The sequence below is a fragment of the Pseudomonas turukhanskensis genome, assembly GCF_027922365.1.
Classification (GTDB): domain Bacteria; phylum Pseudomonadota; class Gammaproteobacteria; order Pseudomonadales; family Pseudomonadaceae; genus Aquipseudomonas; species Aquipseudomonas turukhanskensis.
Window position 1 is genome coordinate 113,516 of record NZ_BSFN01000001.1, and the last position, 18,851, is coordinate 132,366.

Below are 18,851 nucleotides of genomic sequence, written 5' to 3' on the forward strand. Positions count from 1 at the left end.
TGCGCTTTTCGGCGAGGACCCGCCTTGTCTGGCTCTAGCCCAAGAGCCCGTCAATCACGCTTACAGAATCGAGAGCGGATACTCGACGATAAACCGTACCTGATCCGAATCGACGTCCGAAGTGCCCGAGATCCGGTGAGTCGCCTGACGGATACGGAACGACAGATCCTTAGCCGGCCCTTCCTGCACGACGTACTTGACCGAGATATCCCGCTCCCAGTGTTTCTCGTTGTCGGCGTAGTAGTTGTAGGGGCTGTCGGCGGCCATATGGCTGCCATCCACGTTATCGCCACGGGTATACCCGGCGTAGAAGGTCAGGCCCGGCACGCCATAGGTGGTCATGTCCAGGTTGTAACCCAGGCGCCAGGACTCTTCACGCGGGCCGTTGAAGTCCACCAGTTGCATGGAGTTGGCCAGGTAGATGGAGTCTTGGAATACGCCGCCGCCGAGCACCAGGTAGTCGAACGGCTGATCGCCATGGTTCTTCTGGAAGGCCAGGGTCACAGTGTGCGCGCCAATGGTGTAGCCGGTGGCGAACGACCAGGCGGTAGTGTCGATGGTGCCAGCCAGGGCTTTGCCCTCGTCCAGCGTGCGGTAGATATTGAAATCGAAGCTCAGCGACTGATCGCTGCTCAAGGTCAGCACGTAGTTGGCGTTGCCGTAGTACTGCTTCCACAGGTCTTCGTACTGGGAGGCGTAGCCGGTAATGCTCAGGCTGTCGTTGATGCTGTAAGTCGCGCCGAGATAGTCAACATCGCCGCCTTCCTTGCCCGCGTAACCCGCGTAAAAACCACCGTCATGGCCGGACATGTTGTTGTCTTTGGCCGAGGTGAAGTGGCCGGCGTCGATTTTCAGGCCTTCGATTTCAGCGCTATCGAGTTGGAAGCCGCGAGCAGTTGCCGGTACCAGACGGGCATCGGCCATGGCGATAACCGGGTTGTACGGGCGCAGGTCGCCGTATTTGAGGATGCTATTGGACAGCTGCAATTTCACTGCGCCGCCGAGAGTACCGAAGCTGTCTTCGCTACGGCCATCGGAGTCTTCCGGCAGCATTTGCGTGCCATTGCGGCCCCGGCCGCTGTCGAGTTTGATGCCGGTGTAAGCGCTCAGGTCCACACCGAAACCAACGGTGCCTTCAGTAAAGCCCGACACGTAGTCCAACTGGAAGCCTTGGCCCCACTCGCGGTTGTCGGCCGTACCCGGGTTATGGCGGTCCATGTTGAAATACAGGTTGCGGGAAATCAGGTCGAGTGTGTCGCCTTCAAGAAAGCCTTTGGCGTCGGCCTGACCTGCCTGGGCTGCCGTGGCGAAAACGCCGGCGCTGGCTACGGCCAGGGCAATTGCTGTGTATTTCAGTCTCATTTGTATTCCCCATTGAAATGAATGTGTCGGCATATGCCCGCGCCACTGCCCGGGATCATCAGAAAGGTTGAGCCGGGCGACCACCTGAGTGAACCCAGTGGTGGCTACCCGCTCGCTCAGTTCTGTAGCAGCGGGAGATGCAATCCTCGCTGCACGCTGAGTTACCCATGGGCGTCAAAAAGAAAAGCCCGCGCAATTTCTCCCACGTTTAGTTCTTTGGCAATGTTCAGCGCACGACATCACCACATGTATTTACGCCATATATCAGCAGAGGAAATCTTTTCCAATTCAGACAACTTGTCTACTTGGACAGATAGTTTCAACGTCGACAAAAAAGAGTTTTAAACAGGCCACAACCGCCACTTTAAAGTACCGACCAACCTCACCATATAGCCCGAGATAGAGCCATCCAAGCATAATTCAGGACGTAATTAGATAATTTAGGCCAACTTTACAAAACTCAAACTACGCGCGCTTTGAAAGCAACTTCCCGCTGATTTATCGCAAGATCAAAAGGTAATATTTAACTCACATAAGCGGACGTTATCCGATGTATAAACTGAAATCCCCTCCAACTTATAGAGAACGCTCTCCCAATTAACATCGGTTATTCCTACCCCCTGCAGGAGAATTTCAGCCACGCTCTACGCTATGCTTGCCACCCCTTTAGCCAAGCCTTGTTTACGCCATGCGTCTCTCCCGCTTTTTTATCGATGCCCCTCTTTCGCTCGGTCAGCATGAGCTGCCGGAAACCCAGGCGCACTACATCGGCCGCGTGCTACGCCATGCCGTAGGGGATGCCGTGCAGCTGTTCGACGGCAGCGGCCAGGAGTTCCTTGGTGAGCTGATCGAGGTAGGCAAGAAAAACGTACGGGTGGAACTGCGCGAAGAAGTTGCCGGCCAGGCGCTGTCCCCCCTGCACATCCACCTGGGTCAGGGGCTGTCGCGCGGTGAGCGGATGGACTGGGCTATCCAGAAGGCTACCGAACTGGGCGCCAATGAAATTACCCCGATCGTCAGCGAGCGCTGCGAGGTACGGTTGAAAGGCGAACGCGAGGACAAGCGCCTGGAACATTGGCGTCAGGTGGCGATCAGCGCCTGCGAGCAATGCGGGCGCTCAGTGTTGCCGCTGATTCACCCGCCGCTGCTGCTGGCGCAATGGCTGGAGCATTGCCAGGCAGAGCTGAAGTTAGTGTTGCACCCGGTGGCCGAGCCGTTGACCAGCCATGCCAAGCCGCAGTCGCTGGCGTTTTTGATCGGGCCAGAGGGCGGGCTGAGCGATGCAGAAGTGGCGCAGGCGCAGGGCAAGGGTTTTCACGCCGCGCGGCTGGGGCCGAGGGTGCTTAGAACGGAGACAGCTCCGGTGGTGGCCTTGAGTGTCGCGCAGCAGTTGTGGGGGGATTTCTAGGTTTCAGGTACGGACGAGTTTGCGCCGGCCCTCACCCCTAGCCCCTCTCCCGGAGGGAGAGGGGAATCGTGCGGTGAACTCGGTCAGCTCCCCTCGCCCGCCTGCGGGAGAGGGGTTGGGGGTGAAGCCGCAGCGAACGCGGTCTATCAGGAGTCCTTCAGCAAGTCCGCCAGGTCATCGGCGTGCTCTTCTTCCTGCGCGAGAATCTCCTCAAACAGGCGGCGTGTAGTCGGGTCGTCATTGCCCAGGTAAGTGATGATTTCGCGGTAGCTATCAATAGCAATACGCTCAGCTACCAAGTCCTCGGTAATCATCTCTTTTAGCGTATTGCCCGCCACGTATTCGGCGTGGGAGCGCTCGGTCAAACCGCGCGGGTCGAAATCCGGCTCGCCGCCCAATTGCATGATGCGCTCAGCCAGCAGATCCGAATGGGCCAGCTCTTGCTGGGCATGCTCCAGAAATTCGGCTGCCGCCACGCTGGCTTTCAGGCCGGTGGCCATAAAGTAGTGGCGCTTGTAACGCAGGTAGCAGACCAGCTCGGTGGCCAGCGACGCGTTGAGCAATTTCAGAACTTCTTCACGATCAGCCGAGTACCCCTCGGTGATCGCGCCTTCCTCGATATGCTGGCGCGCGCGTTGGCGCAGCGTGGCGACATCAGTCAGTTGTGCAGCGGTCATATTCATTCTCCATCAGCTATTCGGTCAGTAGCGCGGGCTCTGGCGGCACGCGTCTGGGTGTACTGAGTTGTGAGTAGTGGGTGGAGGAAAAGTTTGATGTTTCGCGCGCTCTGTTCCGGGCCTGGAAACGCAGCGGGCGCCACATAGGCGCCCGCTGAAAGATGCGAAAAACGAAGGGTCAGATCAATCCTGCGTCCGCTAGCATCTGCTCCAGCGCCAACAAGTCGGGAATTTTGGCAACCGCTTCACCAAAGCTCACCGCATCCAGCTCCAGCGGCGAAAGTGGCACGTCGGCACGGGCGAGATCGGTGCCGACCTTGAGCGAACGCGGAATACCCTGCACCAGCAGCGCAAGAAACTTCACGTTAGGACGGCCGCCCAGGGCGTTGATCACCGCCACACGGGCACCCGGGCGAATCTGTGGCTGGCCATCGGATGCTGCTTCGAACGACAACAGCGGCAGGCTCAGGTCACGCCAGGCCATTTGCCCGAGAAACCAGGCCGGCATGCCCGGCGTCACCTGTGGCGCCCGGTAGGGAATCAACTCAGCCACCGCCACGTTGGGCAGCAGCAAGGTACGGTCGGCCAACGGCACCAGCAGGCCGGTGATGCTGGTCGCGGTGGCAGTGTTGGTGGTGGTAACGGCTTGGCTCATGGGAAATCCTGTTTGCGCCCTCAGGCGCACTGTGCCGCTAAATGGTTGACCAGCGTTTCCGCCAGTTCGCGCGGGTCGCCGCTGTAGGCGCTGTAGCCGCCTTCGCGCAGGCTGTCGGGCATGCTTGCACAGGCGCAGCTGTCGGCGCGCTGGGTCCAGATTGCGCCGCCCTGGCGTTTTACATAGGCCGCGGCTGCACTGCCGTCGCTGCCCATGCCGCTGAACGCAATCACGCCGCCCAGGGCACCGAAATGCTGGGCCAGGTTAAGCATCATCTGGTCGATGGACGGGCTGTAGGGTTCCGGCCAGCCACGGTCGGCAATCTGCATGGCGCCGTCTTCGGCAAAACCCAGTTCATGCTGAATCGGCGCCACCACCACTTCACCGCAACGCACCGCATCACCGTGGCGTGCCGGGTTCACGTGCCATTGGCTGTGGCGACCAACCGCTTGTGGCAGGGTCGCTTCAAAACTGGCGTCGATATGCTGGGCGTAGATAAAACCGATGGGCAAACCGCCGGGCAGCGCATCGAGAAACGCTTTGACGGCCGCCGGGCCACCGAGCGATGCCGCCAACAGCCACACCTGCCGAGCCGGTGCACCGGCTGCCAGCGGCGTGTTGGCCAGGGCTTGCGGCAAATCGAGGCGCGCCGGACGCTGGGCTTCATCGAACAAGGCTTGCAGGCTGGGGCCGACCGCTTGAGTGGGGTCGCCCACCAGGCGCTTGAGCTTGCCGACCAGCCGCCGCTCCCAGCGCGGGTAGTTTTCCGAATGGCGCTCCGGTGCATGGCCTTCGCCAAACAGCACGGGCACCTCGGCCTGCTCCAGCAAGGTATCAACCAGCGGGGAGTCTTCCGACTGCGCCAGGTCCACCAGCCAAAGATCCGCTTCAACAGCGGCCAGTGCTTCGTCGTCGAGCCGCGCCGGGTCGCTGTTGAGCACCACGTTGTAGCCACTGCCGGTGAGCGCCTGCTGCAACACATGACGTTGCAGCGAGGTGTCGGCCAGCACCGCAATGCGGGCAGTTACTTTATCGGTCATATCCGTTTAACCGGGTGTTCGGCCACCAGTTTGGCGATGGTTTCCAACAGCAGCGACTCTTGATACGGCTTGCCGAGGTAATCGTTGACCCCGATGTTCATCGCCCGCTCGCGGTGTTTTTCACCGGTACGCGAAGTGATCATGATGATCGGCAAATCCTTGAGGTTTTCGTCGTGGCGCACCAGGTTTGCCACTTCGAAACCGTCCATGCGCGGCATCTCGATGTCCAGCAGCATGATGTCGGGCTTGTGTTCTTGCAGCAGCGAGATGGCGTCCACACCGTCTTTGGCGGTCAGCACGTTCATGCCATTACGTTCCAGCAGGCGGCTGGTGACCTTACGTACCGTTACCGAATCGTCGACCACCATCACCAGCGTCGGACGCTCCACTTCCAGCTCGGCCGGCAACGCCGTGCGGCTGACCGTGCGGGTCTGCATCTGGTTAAGCAGGTGCGCGTGACGCACACGAATGGTCGCCAGCAGGTCGAGAATCACCACCACGCGACCGTCACCCAGGATGGTCGCACCGGAAATTCCGTGAACGCCGGCAAACTGCGGGCCGAGGCTCTTCACCACGATCTCGCGCGAACCGGCCAGGGAGTCCACCTGCACCGCCACAGCGTGATCGCTGGAACGCACCAGAATCACCGGCAACGGCAGGCTCTGGCCCACCAGCTTGGGTTGCTGACCGTTGTTCAACAGGTCACCCAGGTAACGCAGCTCGTAGGCTTGCCCGGCGTATTCGAAACGCGGCGCATCTGGCGCGTAATAGGCTTCGAGCTCGTAGGGCGAAACCCGCACGATACCTTCGATGGTGTTCAACGGAATGGCGTACAGGTCTTCACCGGACAGCACCATCAACGCGCGGTTAACCGACACGGTGAATGGCAGGCGGATACGGAAGGTGGTGCCCTCGCCCGGTGTCGACTCGATGCTCATGGAGCCACCGAGTTGTTTTACCTCCGAGTGCACCACGTCCATGCCCACGCCACGGCCGGAGATCTGCGTAACCTTCTCGGCGGTGGAGAAACCGGCTTCCAGAATAAATTGCAGCACTTCGTAGTCGGTCAGGTCCGAGGCGCTATCCATCATGCCGCGCTCGATGGCCTTGCGGCGCACCGCTTCGAGCTTGATACCGCCACCGTCATCGGCCAGGGTCAGGACGATATCGCCGCCCTCACGGCCCAGGCTCAGGCGGATGGTGCCTTGCTCGCTCTTGCCGGCGGCCCGACGCACTTCGCCTGGCTCAATACCGTGGTCCACGGCGTTACGCAGCATATGCTCCAACGGCGCGACGATACGTTCCAGAACGGTACGGTCCATCTCACCATCGGCGTTGCCGACAATAAAGTCGACCTGCTTGCCCAACTCGCTCGCCACCTGCCGCACGATTCGGCGCAAACGTGGCACCAGGCGGTCGAACGGCACCATGCGCGTACGCATCAACCCTTCTTGCAGTTCGGTGTTGACCCGCGCCTGTTGCAGCAACAGGGTTTCGGCATCGCGGTTACGCGCGGCCAGGGTTTCTTTCAATTCCAGCAAGTCGGAGGCCGACTCGAACAGCGCACGCGAGAGCTGCTGCAGTTGCGAGTGACGGTCCATTTCCAGCGGGTCGAAATCTTCGTAACCCACGCGCTCAGCTTCAGCCTGGAAGCGGCTGATGATCTGCGACTGGGTTTCGATATCGAGGCGGCGCAACTGGTCACGCACCCGGTCGATGGTGGCTTCCATCTCGCCGAGGGTGAAGCCGAAGTCGCTCACCTGCTGCTCGACACGACCACGGAAAATCGAGGTTTCACCGGCCAGGTTCACTAGGCCTTCCAACAATTCGGCCGGTACTTTTACCAACTCTTGCGGCGCGCGGCGGGCGGCGGCGTCCAACGCAGCCTCCTGGGCACGACGCACGAAGGGCAAGACCTTGGCGGCTGCCGGGGCGTTGGAAAACTCGCTGGCGGCCACAATCGGGTTGGCCAGCGTGTGCACGGCCGGCAGCTTGCTTGGCGGCGGCACTTCGGCCTCTGGCGTCTCGTGGCTGGCTTGGGCCAGTTCAGCGGCCAGGTTGTCGTTCACCCGCTGGCGCAGCTGGTCGAGCTCGCCTTGCAGCGCTTCGAAACCGGACTGCACATCAAGGAACAGGCTTTCCGGCCAAGGCGCACCTTGTTGCTGTGCCTCGGTCAGGTGCTGCTCAAGGTTGTGGGTCAGATCGCCGAGGTTCTTCTGCCCGGCCAGACGTGCACCGCCCTTGAGGGTGTGCAAAATGCGCAGCATGTCGTCGACGGCGTCGCCGTCATCGCGCTTTTCTTCCCAACGGCCGATGGCGCTTTCCATGCTTTCCAGCAGGTCGTCGGCCTCTTCCAGGAAGATATCCAGAATGTCGTCGTCTTCCGCATCCTCGGCGGTAGCCTCTTCGCTGGCGGCAACCAGGTGCACGCTCGACGGCATGCTCAGTTGCTCGTCGGGGTTGGCGCGAAAACGCTTGATGGTGTCGATCAGGTCTTCGCCGCTGGGCACGTGACGTTTATCACGCACAGCTTCGAGCATGACCGCCAGGCGGTCATGGCAGCTTTGCAGCAGACCAAAGAGGCCAGGGCTGGCACGCAGGCGGCCATCGCCAAGACCTTCGTAAAGGAATTCCAGCTCGTGGGCCAAGTCGCCGATTTCGCGGATCTCGGCCATGCGTGCACCACCCTTGAGGGTGTGCAGATCACGTTGCAGGGATTCCAGTTCGAGGCTGTTATCGAGGTCGTCTTTCCAACGCTGCAGGGCGGCGCTGGAACTGTCGATGATGTCGAAACCTTCTTCCAGGAAGATTTCCACCAGCTCCGGATCACGGTCGTCATCGAACGCGGTCGGGGCCGGCGCTTCATACGCCACGGGCTCGGGGGCGGTGAATTCAACCGGCTCAACCTCAGGCTCTGGCAGGGCTTCAAACTCGGGCTCGACTGGCAGTAGCGGCTCGGCACTCAGCTCCGCGCTCAGGTCGCCATCCAGGTCGCTCAGTTCGATGCTTTCAGCTTCCGGCACAGCCTCTTCGATAGCGGTCTCAGCGAATTCCAGCTCCGGCAATGCCGCGTCGAGTTCCAGCGCTTCGGCTTCGGGCAAGGCGTTATGCAGTTCTTCGGCGCTAAGCTCAGGGGTGGCAACTACGTCTTCAAAGCTGATCTCTTGCGGGTCCAGCTGGTCTTCGATTAGCTCAACCAGTGGCAGTGCTTCCAGCTCGTCTTCGGCGGCAAGCAGCTCGGCTTCCGGACTTGGCACTTCGCCGGGCAGCTCAAGCTCGACGGGTTCCAGCGGTTCCTCGAAGTCCTCGAGAATCACCGCGGCAGCCGACAGGCTTTGCCCACCGCCCTGGCGGAAACTGCGAATGTCTTGGATCAGGTCGGCCGGGTCGTGCAACGGCTGGTTGGCCTGCAACTGATCCAGCAGTACGGCCAGTTTGTCGTGGCTGCGTTGCAGCAGCCCGGCCAATACCGGCGAGTAGCTGTAGCGGCGGTCCACCAGGCCTTCATAAAGGGTTTCCAGCTCGTGGGCCAAATCGCCGATTGGGCGAATGGCAGCCATGCGGGCGCCGCCTTTGAGCGTGTGCAGGTCACGCAGCAACGAGGACAAGGCCAGATGGTTATCCGGCTCACCCAGCCAGCGATCCAGCGCCTGGCCCGAGCTTTCGAGAATATCCACCGCTTCTTCGAGGAAGATTTCCACCATCTCGGCATCGAGCGGATCGGCGTTGGCTACTGGGGCAGGCGCTGGCGTTGGCTCAGGGGCTACGGCGATCGGCTCCAATGCCGGCTCGATGGCGGCAAGGTCTTCTACCGAGGGCGAAAAATCTTCTGCCGGCAGCTCTTCCACCGCAGGCAGCTCTTCCACGTTCGGCAGGGCATCGAAGTCCGACAGGTCGTACTCGTGCTCAGGCGCGTCTACAGCCGGCTGGTTGTCCCACTCAGCCATTTCCAACTCAGCCGTGGCAGCGTCCAGCTCGACAATATTCAGCCCAGCTTCGCCGCCGGGGCTCAGCAAGGCCAGGGTTTGCGGGTCCAGGGCTTCGCCCAGCAGTTGGCGCAGGGCTTCGACGCGTTGCGGTTCAGCGGTCACCTGCAAGCCGGCGGCGACCTGATCCATCATGCTGATCAAGGCTTCGTGGGCGGCTTCGGCTTCGCTGAAGAAGCGTTCGCTAACCGCCAGGCTGCCTTCTTCGACGGCGCCGTAGAGGTCCAGCAGGGCCTCGCACAGTTCATCGATCTGCGGCAGTTCAGCCATCTCGGCGCCACGACCCAGCGTCGTCAGTTCATCCAGCAAAGCGGAAAGTTCCTGGCGCTCGGACGGATGCTCGCGCCATTTGCGCAGCAGGTCTTCGGCGTCCAGCAGGATATCCATGCCTTCGGACAGAAAGATGCCGATCAGTTGCGGGTCGCGCTGGTCGCTGCCGTGCAGGTCCTGACGGGCCGCCTGCGCAGAGTCCAGACGCTCCTGATGAAGCTTGTTCACGCGCTCGAGGAACTCGGCCGCGCCTTCAATCGGTGCCAGCGGGCTGGTTTCCAGTTGCTCCAGACCACGACGGAACAGTTGCTCGGCGGTATGCAGCAACTCCGCCTCGGCCAGGTCCATTGGAATCAGGTTGGTCTTGAATTCTTTCGCCAGTTTTTCCAGCGGCGTGGCAATTTCGGCAATCGGCAAAATGCCGGCCATATGCGCGCTGCCCTTGAGGGTGTGCAGGGCACGCTGCAGGTTATCGGTGATTTCCTGCGGCAGCTCCTGAGCGCAATCGGCGAGAAAACCCACCAGGGTGTCGAGGTGGGTTTCCGCTTCGTTGCGGAAAATCTCGATCAGTTGCGGGTCCAGCGCTTCGATGTCGGTAGCCGCAACAGCCGCTTTCGCAACTGCACTTTCAGCGCCCACGGCGTCGGCTGCCTGCTCGGTCACCGGGGCTTCAGGTTTTGGGCTGCGCTGACCTCGGGCCAAAGCATGGGCGGTGGCGGCCAGCGCATCCACATCGTCACGCTGACGCTGCGCCTTGGCGGCGAACTCATCGACCAGTGCCGGCATCAAGGCCACCACATCGGTGATCACTTGCTGCACGTCGTCATCGGGCTGAATGCTGCGATCCAGCACGCGGTTAAGCAGGTTTTCAATGGCCCAGCCCAGCTCACCAATAATCAGCGCACGGACCATGCGACCACTGCCTTTGAGGGTGTGGAACGCGCGGCGCACTTCGGCGAGGGCGGTTTTGTCGTCGGTATTGGCGCGCCATTGCGGCAGGTACTCGGCGATGGTTTCCAGCACTTCACCGACTTCTTCGATAAAGACTTCCAGCAGGTCTTCGTCGATCGGCTCTTCGCCTTCGGGCGGCGGCAACAGGCTTGGCGGTACATCCTGGGCAGGCGGGTTGATGGCCTGCACCGGGGTGGCCATGACATCGGCCATGGACAAGGTTTTTTCCACCGGCGCCGCGGGCGCCTGCGCAGGCTCGGCCTGCGGTAGGTCGACTTCCGGCAGCTCCAGCTCGGCGAGCTCGGCTTCGTTCCAGTCGGCGGGATTGTCGCTCGGATCTTCAAGCGTCAGCTCTTGCAGACCGGCGTCGTCCAGGCTGAATGCCTCAAGCTCGGGTACTTCCAGTTGCTGGTCACGCAGCTCAAGGCTGTTGTCCGCGCTCCACTCCAGCGCAGGCTCTTCCAGCGTCAGCGGTTCGTCGTCCAGGCTCAGACTCGGCAGCTCGCTGAGGTCTTGAACCTCGTCGAACGCGCTCAACTCGACCACTTCGCCCGGCGCGGCCGGCAGGTCTTCAAGGGTCCAGCTGTCTTCCAGGCTCAGCAATGGCTCGGGCTCTGCGCTTTGCAGCTCACCAAATTCCAGGCTCAGTTCGGACACTTCTGCCGGCGCCGAGGCTTCGGTTTCAACAGGCAAATTGTCCAGCGAGAACTCGATGCTGCCCACGTCACCACCATTGGCGACAACGGAGGTATCAGCAACGGGCAAGTCTTCCAGGCTGAAGCTTTCCTCAATCACGCCAAAGTCGGATTCAAACGACGAAGGCTCAGCTTCAAATGCCGTTTCAGCAGCCTGCTCGGCCTCAGGCTCGGCAGCCGCATCAGGCTCGTCACCCAACACGTCGATGTCGTGCATCGGGTCGGCCAGCGGCGCAAAAGCTTCTGGTTCAGGCTCAACGCGATCCAGGATCGACGGTTTTTCTTTCAGCGGATAACCCAGGGTTTCCAGGCTTTCTTCGGCGACGTCGAGAATCAGGTCGCCTTGGGCGGCATGGTCTTCACTCAGACGTTCGAGGTAGTACTCGACACTGGTGATGGCATCGGCCAGGGTGTCCAGGCTCTGCCAGTTCGGCACGGCTTTGCGCGCCAGCAGTTGTTCCTGGATATAGCGGTTGCAGGCGTTCAGCAGGGCGGCTGCACGCTCTAGCGGAATCATCGCCAGGCCGCCACGGGCCTGGGTCAGCAACTCGGGCACGCGGGCCAGGTGCTCGTGGTTCCACTGCGAGGCAATGAATTCGATGATCGCGTCTTTAGCCTGTTCCAGGCCGTTGCGCGCTTCCTTGATAACCAGCTGATGAATCTGCGCCACGTCGGTGGTGGGCAGGTGGCTTTCTTCGCGACGGCCGTCATCGGCCGGGCCGACCATACCGGCCAGGGTCGCTTCGACATACAACAGCGCACCGGCGACATCCATCAGCACTGCATCGCTAGGCTCACGCTGGCCGAGGGACAGGCCGTGGACCACATCGATCTGGTCGAGAATCACTTTGCGCGGCTGGCCAAAACCCAATACCGCCAGGGTGTCGGCGATTTGCTTGAGCGGGGCCAATTGGCTATCGAGTTCGGCCACCTTGCTGCGGTCGCTGCGCACGAACAGGTCGAGGCTGTCTTTGACGCGCACCAGTTCTTCACACAGGGCAGCGACCACCGAACGCATGGCGTCGCGGTCCGGGCCGGCCAGACGGGCGCGCTCTTCGTCGACAACATCGTCATCGGGCAGCGCTTCGTCGAGGCGGTATTGTTCCTTGAGTTGGCGAATTCGCGGCGATTGCGGGCTGGACTTGGCGACGTAGAACAGCAGATTCTTGGTCAGCTCATCGGGCGCCGCCTGGTTGATGCCGTCGGCACCTTGTTCCAGCAGGCGTTTGAGTTCTTTATCGACCTGGCGCAACAGGGTGCGCACGGAGCTGCCGTTGAGCACGCTGCCGTTGGACAGGCCTTCGACGATGCCCGAGGCGATCTGCCACAACGGCCCCAGCGGGGCGTCTTTGCACAGCACTTCCAGGCGGGCGAACACGCGGGCCATGTAGCCCAGGTTGGTGCCCAGGTCCTGATTTCGGATAACGCCGATCAGCGCCATCTGCAGCATCTGGCGCAATTTTCGCAGCAGCACCGGCAGTTCGGCAGTACGCAGCTGGGCCAGCGAATCGGCCGACAGGGCCGGCTGACGCACGGTCATGTCCGGGGAGAACAGGCTGGTTTCGGACAGCAGTTTTTCACCACGGGCCGAACGCAGGTCGTTCAACAGCGGCAACACCACCATCGGCAGGTCGCGGCGCGCGGTTTGAATACGGTCGAGGTAAACCGGCAGTTGCAAAATGGCCTGCATCAGCACTTCCAGGGCTTCACCCTGGTTGCTCACGCGATTTTCCATCAGGGCCTGGGCCAGATGCTCCATTTCCTCGGCGAGCAGAGCAGCGCCGTAGAACTCCACCATTTGTAGAGTGCCGTGCACCTGATGCGCATAGGTCAGGCAGAAACGCATGCGTGTCGAGTCCTCGGGGTTCTCAACGAACGCCTCAAGGGCCTGCCGCGCCTGTTTCAGGGTTTCTGCGATCTCGCCTTTAACCCACTCCAGGGCGACATAATCGTGCCGATCACCCATAGCCACTCCACTCATAAACCGCACGTTACCCCTTTCGGGTAAAAGCCAGCACTCGCTCGTCGGCCACCGGCTCCAGGTCCGGGTGCTGCCAACCGATCACTTCACCGACGCCGACTACCAACAGACCACCCGGCGCAAGGCGTTCAGCCAGCCGGTTGAGGATCTCGCGGCGACGCCAGCGACGAAAATAGATCAGCAAGTTCTGACAGAAAATGACATCCATGCCGGCCATCGGCGCCTTGGCCAACTCCAGCACGTTGAGCCGGGCTACGCACACTCGCGCCGCCAGGCTCGGTATTACTTTCAAACGACCATCGTCCTGCACGCTGAAATAGCGCTCGCACAGGTCTATATCCATCTGATCGAACTTGCGCGCGGCGTATTCGGCCTCTCGCGCCTTGCTCAACGCATTCATGCTGATATCGGTGCCGGTCACACCAAAATGATCGGGCATGCCGCTATCACGCAACACCTCCGCGGCGCTAATCGCCAGGGAGTAGGGCTCTTCACCGCTGGAACAACCCACGCTCCACAACGCCCACGGCTGCTCGCCTTGCTGGGCGCGCGCCAGGCGCAGCGCCAGGTATTGCTCGAGCACCTCAAACGAAGGGCGATGGCGAAAGAAGCGGGTTTCCTGAACGGTCAGGCGATCCAGCAGGGTGGACCACTCCACAGCGCCACGCGGACCATCGGTAACTTGCCGGTAGTAGCTGGCATAGTCCGGCACCTCGAGCTCACGCATGCGCGCGCTGAGGTTGGTCTGCAAAAAAGCCTGACGCTGTTCGTTGATCACCACGCCGGTGCGCTCTTCAAGCAGCGCTTGCCAGTCGTGGAATTCCGCCGGGGTCAAATCGACCAGAGGCTTGAGGGACCAAATCCCACCTGGCGCTCCACCCGGTTGCATGCCGTCTCCCTCGCTCATGGCCCAATGACGATGACCCTTTCAGGTCATCGTGCTCCCCTCGATCAGGCCTGGTCCGCTGCTTCTGGCAAGGTAAAACCAGAAACCGAACGACGCATCTCACTGGCCATCTTGGCCAGGTTACCAATGCTCTTGGCGGTAGCGGTGGTACCCGAGGACGTCTGCGAGGTGATCTCCTGGATCACGTTCATGGTGTTGGAGATATGGCCAGCGGAGGACGCTTGCTGACGGGCGGCGTTGGAGATGTTCTGAATCAAGGCCGCGAGGGTCTTGGATACCTTTTCAATTTCTTCCAGTGCCACCCCGGCGTCTTGCGCCAGACGCGCACCGCGCACCACTTCGGACGTGGTTTGCTCCATGGAGATAACCGCTTCGTTGGTGTCGGTCTGAATCGTTTTAACCAGTGCCTCAATCTGCTTGGTTGCAGCGGAGGAACGTTCTGCGAGGCGCTGTACCTCGTCCGCTACCACGGCGAAGCCTCGACCGGCATCACCGGCCATGGATGCCTGGATAGCGGCGTTCAGTGCGAGGATGTTGGTCTGGTCGGCAATGTCGTTAATCAGGCTAACGATGTCACCAATCTCCTGGGACGATTCACCGAGACGTTTAATACGTTTGGAGGTGTCCTGGATCTGCTCACGGATGTTATCCATGCCGGTGATGGTGTTGTGCACCACCTCGTTACCCTTGTTGGCGATGGCTACGGAACGTTCTGCTACCGCGGAGGATTCCGACGCGTTCGCCGATACCTGGTCAATAGACACGGCCATTTCGTTGATCGCCGCCGATGCACCGGCAATTTCCTGCGCCTGGTGTTCGGATGCTTCGGCCAGGTGCATTGCTGTTGCCTGGGTTTCCTGGGCGGCGGCGGCCACCTGTACAGCGGTCAGGTTGATCGTGGCTACCAGGTCGCGCAGTTGGTCGATCGAGTAGTTGATCGAGTCCGCGATGGCGCCGGTAAAGTCTTCGGTTACGGTGGCCGCTACGGTCAAGTCACCGTCCGCGAGGTCGGCAATTTCGTCGAGCAGTCGCAGAATCGCCGCCTGGTTACGTTCGTTTTTCTCGGCGGTTTCAGCCAGTCGGCTGCGGGTGCTCTGAACCATTACCAGACCGATCAGGATGATCGAGGCAATCGCCAGCAGACCCAGCACGTAACCGGCCAGCGTGTTCATCGAACGCGCGCCCACCAGGTTTTCAAAACCGTCGGCCAGCTTGGAGGCTTTGTCCAAGAGGGTTTGCGACACGGTGAAGATGCTGCTGGCCGATTCACGAACCTGGAACAGCTCTGGCGAGGTTTCGAGAATTTCGTCTACCGAACCGGATACGAACTCGAACAGTTCGGAAATCTCGGACAGACGCTCCAGGGCTTCCTGGTCGCTGACCTTGGTGATCTTCATGGCGGCGTTGCCTTCGATCATCGCCTTGAGTACGCGACCAAACAGGCTGGCGTCACGACCGAACATGTCGGCGGCTTGTACCGAGTCTTCGTCACCGGCCAGTACCTTGTTCACCGAACCGAGAATACGTTCGGCCAAAAGCGACTGACGCTGAGCTACCGATACCTGAGCAGCGGTTGCGCCGCTTTCCAGCAGGATGTCGACCACTTCTTCGTACTCGACCTGCAGCTGCGGAATGGTTTCGGCCAGTGTGGCGGCTACCTGGTGCAGGGACAGTACGGTCTGTTCGCTGGCCAGAATGGCGTCGGCGTTTTTACGCAGGCTGTCCCAGTCTTGCTGCACGGCGTCCATTTCCGGTTTCACGATGGCCGGCGCAGGCGGCAGGCCAGTGGTGTTGTCACCCTTGACCAGATAGCTCCAGCGCTTTTCGAAGTCGTTGCGCGCGTCTTTCAACAGGGCAAACGCCTCTGTCTTGCCGGCGGCCGCTTCCGTGGCGTTCTTCGCAATACGCTGGGACAGTACACGCAGCTCACCGGAGTGGCTGATGTATTCCTTGTCGTAGTTCGACTGGGTGTTGATGTAGGCGAAGTTGGCGAAGAGCAACACGATCGAAACGATCAGGACGATAAACAGCCCCGCGATCAATGAGCTACTACGCACTCCAGCCAATAGATTGCCTGCGTTCAGTTTTTTCATTATTTGGCCCCCGCCTGGACCCACCGCACTACGTTTTCCCGTGTAACGCCAAAGGGTCGGCAAATGCCGACCCAACCTAATCAATCAGAACGCAACGTCGAGAAAGCCCGGATGCTGTGCCAGCGCGTGAGGGCTGAACACTAGCCATGGCTGTTCGCGTTGAAATACCCCATGTATGAAGGGCTCAATAGCCGCTTCGAGCGCTGGCAACTGCTCCGAGAAGCTGTCCACCGGGAAGTGCTGCATACCAAACACTTCATCGACGGTCAGGCCAGCGAAAACATCCTGGTGGTCTACCACCAACACACGCCGCTGCTTGCGCAGAGGCGAGAGTTCGGTGCCGAAGTAGCCACACATATCCATTACCGGCAACAAACGTCCACGTACGTTGGCCACGCCTTTCACCCAGCTTTTTACGCCGGGCAACAACGTGAACCGTGGTTCGTGCAGCACTTCGCCAATTTCACCCATCGGAGCTACAAACAGGCGTTCGCCCATACGAAAGCCGATTCCACTCCAGGTCTGCACCACGGCCCGCTGCGACGGCAAGCCGGCAGCCAGCAGTCGACAACGCTGGTCGATCTCGAGGAGAAGCTGAAAGGGAGTCTGTACATCCGACATGTCGGCCTGAACCTTCTAGTTTTTATGTGCGTGGTGGCGGCTTAGCCCGCCAGCACTGCATTCAAGGTTTTCAGCAGCGTGTCTTCGTCCACCGGTTTGGTCAGGTAGTCGCGCGCGCCCTGACGCTTGCCCCAGACCTTATCGGTTTCCTGGTCTTTAGTGGTGACGATAATTACCGGAATGTGATTGGTATCCGCATCTTTGGTGAGTTGACGGGTGGCCTGGAAGCCATTGAGGCCCGGCATCACGATATCCATCAAGACGGCGTCGGGTTTTTCCTGACGGGCCAGTGCCACGCCATCGGCGCCATTTTCCGCCTTGAGTACCTGATGACCGTGCTTTTCGAGCATCGCGGTCAGCTTGTACATCTCGGTAGGAGAGTCATCAACAATCAGAATTCGAGCCATGGTGTTTCCCTATGGAAGTTGCGTCACCGCGCTAGCGGTACAACGTCAAGATGCTTGTTCCACCGGGGTGAAATCAGGGACATGTGCCTTGATAGCGCCGAGCAGCTCTTCCTTACTGAAAGGCTTGGTGAGGTACTGATCGGAACCCACGATACGGCCCTTGGCCTTATCGAACAGGCCGTCCTTGGAGGACAACATGATTACCGGGGTGGACTTGAAAGCACTGTTATTTTTAATCAGGGCGCAGGTCTGATAGCCATCTAAGCGCGGCATCATGATGTCGACAAAAATGATGTTGGGGTGTGTGTCAGCGATCTTGGCCAACGCATCGAAACCATCGACGGCGGTGATCACTTCACAACCCACTTTTTTCAGCAGGGTCTCAGCGGTTCGACGAATCGTTTTCGAATCGTCGATGACCATGACCCTTAATCCTTCGGAATGCTGTTCCATGTTCGTCCTACCATCGCCTCGATGAGTCGTTATTTTTCTACGTTTTCAGTGCGCCTGAGGCCTACCAGCTACGGGCTGCGACCCAATCGTAGGCCTTTTTAGCACACTCTCTAGAAGCAATCTATAAGCCCCAGAAGCGTAAGGTTTTTCCTTGACCGAAGTGGTCGTCAGCGCCACTCTGCCGCCACACAGTCTAGTCGCGACACATTTCAACTGTCGCATTCGTTTTGCGGAGGAGCCACCCCATGAGCGTACGCCTGGGCATTGTCATGGACCCAATTTCGGGCATTTCCTATAAGAAGGACAGCTCGCTGGCCATGCTACTGGCCGCCGAGGCCCGTGGCTGGTCGTTGTTCTATATGGAGCAGCACGATCTGTACCAGGTTGCCGGCGTCGCCAAAGCGCGCATGCGTCCGCTTCACGTCTTCGCCGACCCCCAACACTGGTTCGAACTGGGCGATGAAATCGACGCCCCGTTGACCGATCTGGATGTGATCCTGATGCGCAAGGATCCGCCGTTCGATATGGAGTTCGTGTACAGCACCTACCTGCTGGAGCAAGCCGAGCGGGCCGGGGTGTTGATCGTCAACCGTCCCCAGAGCCTGCGCGACTGCAACGAAAAGCTGTTCGCCACGCAATTTCCGCACTGCACGCCACCGACGCTGGTCAGCCGCCGCGCCGACATTCTGCGGGAGTTTGCCAAAGAGCACCGTGACATCATTCTCAAACCCTTGGATGGCATGGGCGGCACCTCGATCTTTCGCCACCGCGAAGGCGACCCTAATCTGTCGGTGATTCTCGAAACCCTGACCAACCTCGGCCAGCAGCAGATCATGGCGCAGGCGTACCTGCCGGCGATCAAGGACGGCGACAAGCGCATCCTGATGATCAACGGCGAGCCGGTGCCCTACTGCCTGGCACGCATTCCGGCAGCCGGCGAAACCCGTGGCAACCTGGCGGCTGGCGGGCGCGGCGAAGCACGCCCACTGACCGATCGCGATCGCTGGATTGCCGCGCAAGTGGGGCCGACGCTGCGCGAGAAAGGGCTATTGTTCGTGGGTCTGGATGTCATCGGCGAGTACCTGACGGAAATCAACGTCACCAGCCCGACCTGCATCCGCGAAATCGACAACGCCTACAACACCGGCATTGGCGAGCAACTGATGGCCGCCATTGCGGGGCAACTGGACGCTCGCTAAACGCGCCATGTGCGTGTCTCTGTCGCTTATATAAAGAAGGACAGAGCCACGCAGTGCAGCGACACGAGACCCACAACGCAGAAATGCCCAGTGCTTCACCAAGCCGCGCAGTGCTTCATGGACTTTTCGTCAAGTGCTCGGCAGAC

Annotated in this window: 12 protein-coding genes; 2 read left to right on the top strand and 10 right to left on the bottom strand. The window is 60.4% G+C overall.

What is annotated here, in order from left to right; translation table 11 throughout:
• Nucleotides 1-60: 60 nt before the first annotated feature.
• Entirely contained in the window at nucleotides 61-1,362 is a 1,302-nt protein-coding gene (locus PKE98_RS00470) for an OprD family porin (protein WP_271193265.1), read from the bottom strand.
• A gap of 688 nt (nucleotides 1,363-2,050) precedes the next feature.
• On the opposite strand from PKE98_RS00470, the gene PKE98_RS00475 reads away from it, so the two are divergent.
• Nucleotides 2,051-2,770, top strand: coding sequence for a 16S rRNA (uracil(1498)-N(3))-methyltransferase (locus tag PKE98_RS00475; protein ID WP_271193266.1), 720 nt, complete (start codon nucleotides 2,051-2,053; stop codon nucleotides 2,768-2,770).
• Between the two features lie 146 nt (nucleotides 2,771-2,916).
• Here the strand turns inward: PKE98_RS00475 and PKE98_RS00480 are convergent, their stop codons facing one another.
• The 9 genes from PKE98_RS00480 to pilG form a co-directional block, all read right to left on the bottom strand.
• Entirely contained in the window at nucleotides 2,917-3,447 is a 531-nt protein-coding gene (locus PKE98_RS00480; protein ID WP_271193267.1) for a ferritin-like domain-containing protein, read from the bottom strand.
• Between the two features lie 178 nt (nucleotides 3,448-3,625).
• Nucleotides 3,626-4,102 (bottom strand): chemotaxis protein CheW, encoded by a 477-nt coding sequence (locus tag PKE98_RS00485; RefSeq protein ID WP_271193268.1) that lies wholly within the window; start codon nucleotides 4,100-4,102, stop codon nucleotides 3,626-3,628.
• A 20-nt stretch (nucleotides 4,103-4,122) separates the two neighbouring features.
• Complete coding sequence (locus PKE98_RS00490) at nucleotides 4,123-5,142, bottom strand: chemotaxis protein CheB (RefSeq protein WP_271193269.1); 1,020 nt, start codon at nucleotides 5,140-5,142, stop codon at nucleotides 4,123-4,125.
• Complete coding sequence (locus PKE98_RS00495) at nucleotides 5,139-13,010, bottom strand: Hpt domain-containing protein (protein WP_271193270.1); 7,872 nt, start codon at nucleotides 13,008-13,010, stop codon at nucleotides 5,139-5,141. The genes PKE98_RS00490 and PKE98_RS00495 overlap by 4 nt, the downstream gene beginning before the upstream one ends.
• Before the next feature lie 25 nt (nucleotides 13,011-13,035).
• Nucleotides 13,036-13,932: a CheR family methyltransferase gene (locus PKE98_RS00500; RefSeq protein ID WP_271193271.1), complete on the bottom strand. Its 897-nt coding sequence runs from the start codon at nucleotides 13,930-13,932 to the stop codon at nucleotides 13,036-13,038.
• Between the two features lie 44 nt (nucleotides 13,933-13,976).
• Entirely contained in the window at nucleotides 13,977-16,025 is a 2,049-nt protein-coding gene (locus PKE98_RS00505) for a methyl-accepting chemotaxis protein (protein WP_271193272.1), read from the bottom strand.
• Between the two features lie 84 nt (nucleotides 16,026-16,109).
• The gene (locus tag PKE98_RS00510) at nucleotides 16,110-16,646 is read right to left on the bottom strand and encodes a chemotaxis protein CheW (RefSeq protein ID WP_271193273.1); all 537 of its coding nucleotides are present in this window, start codon (nucleotides 16,644-16,646) and stop codon (nucleotides 16,110-16,112) included.
• Nucleotides 16,647-16,687: 41 nt separating this feature from the next.
• Nucleotides 16,688-17,053 carry a twitching motility response regulator PilH gene (gene pilH / locus PKE98_RS00515; RefSeq protein WP_108094980.1) on the bottom strand — a complete coding sequence of 122 codons (366 nt, stop codon included), beginning with the start codon at nucleotides 17,051-17,053 and terminating at the stop codon, nucleotides 16,688-16,690.
• A 45-nt stretch (nucleotides 17,054-17,098) separates the two neighbouring features.
• Nucleotides 17,099-17,506 (bottom strand): twitching motility response regulator PilG, encoded by a 408-nt coding sequence (pilG, locus tag PKE98_RS00520; protein WP_108094981.1) that lies wholly within the window; start codon nucleotides 17,504-17,506, stop codon nucleotides 17,099-17,101.
• 245 nt (nucleotides 17,507-17,751) lie between these two features.
• Between pilG and gshB the strand changes: the two genes are divergently transcribed.
• Nucleotides 17,752-18,705 (top strand): glutathione synthase, encoded by a 954-nt coding sequence (gene gshB / locus PKE98_RS00525; RefSeq protein ID WP_271193274.1) that lies wholly within the window; start codon nucleotides 17,752-17,754, stop codon nucleotides 18,703-18,705.
• The last annotated feature ends 146 nt before the right edge of the window (nucleotides 18,706-18,851 follow it).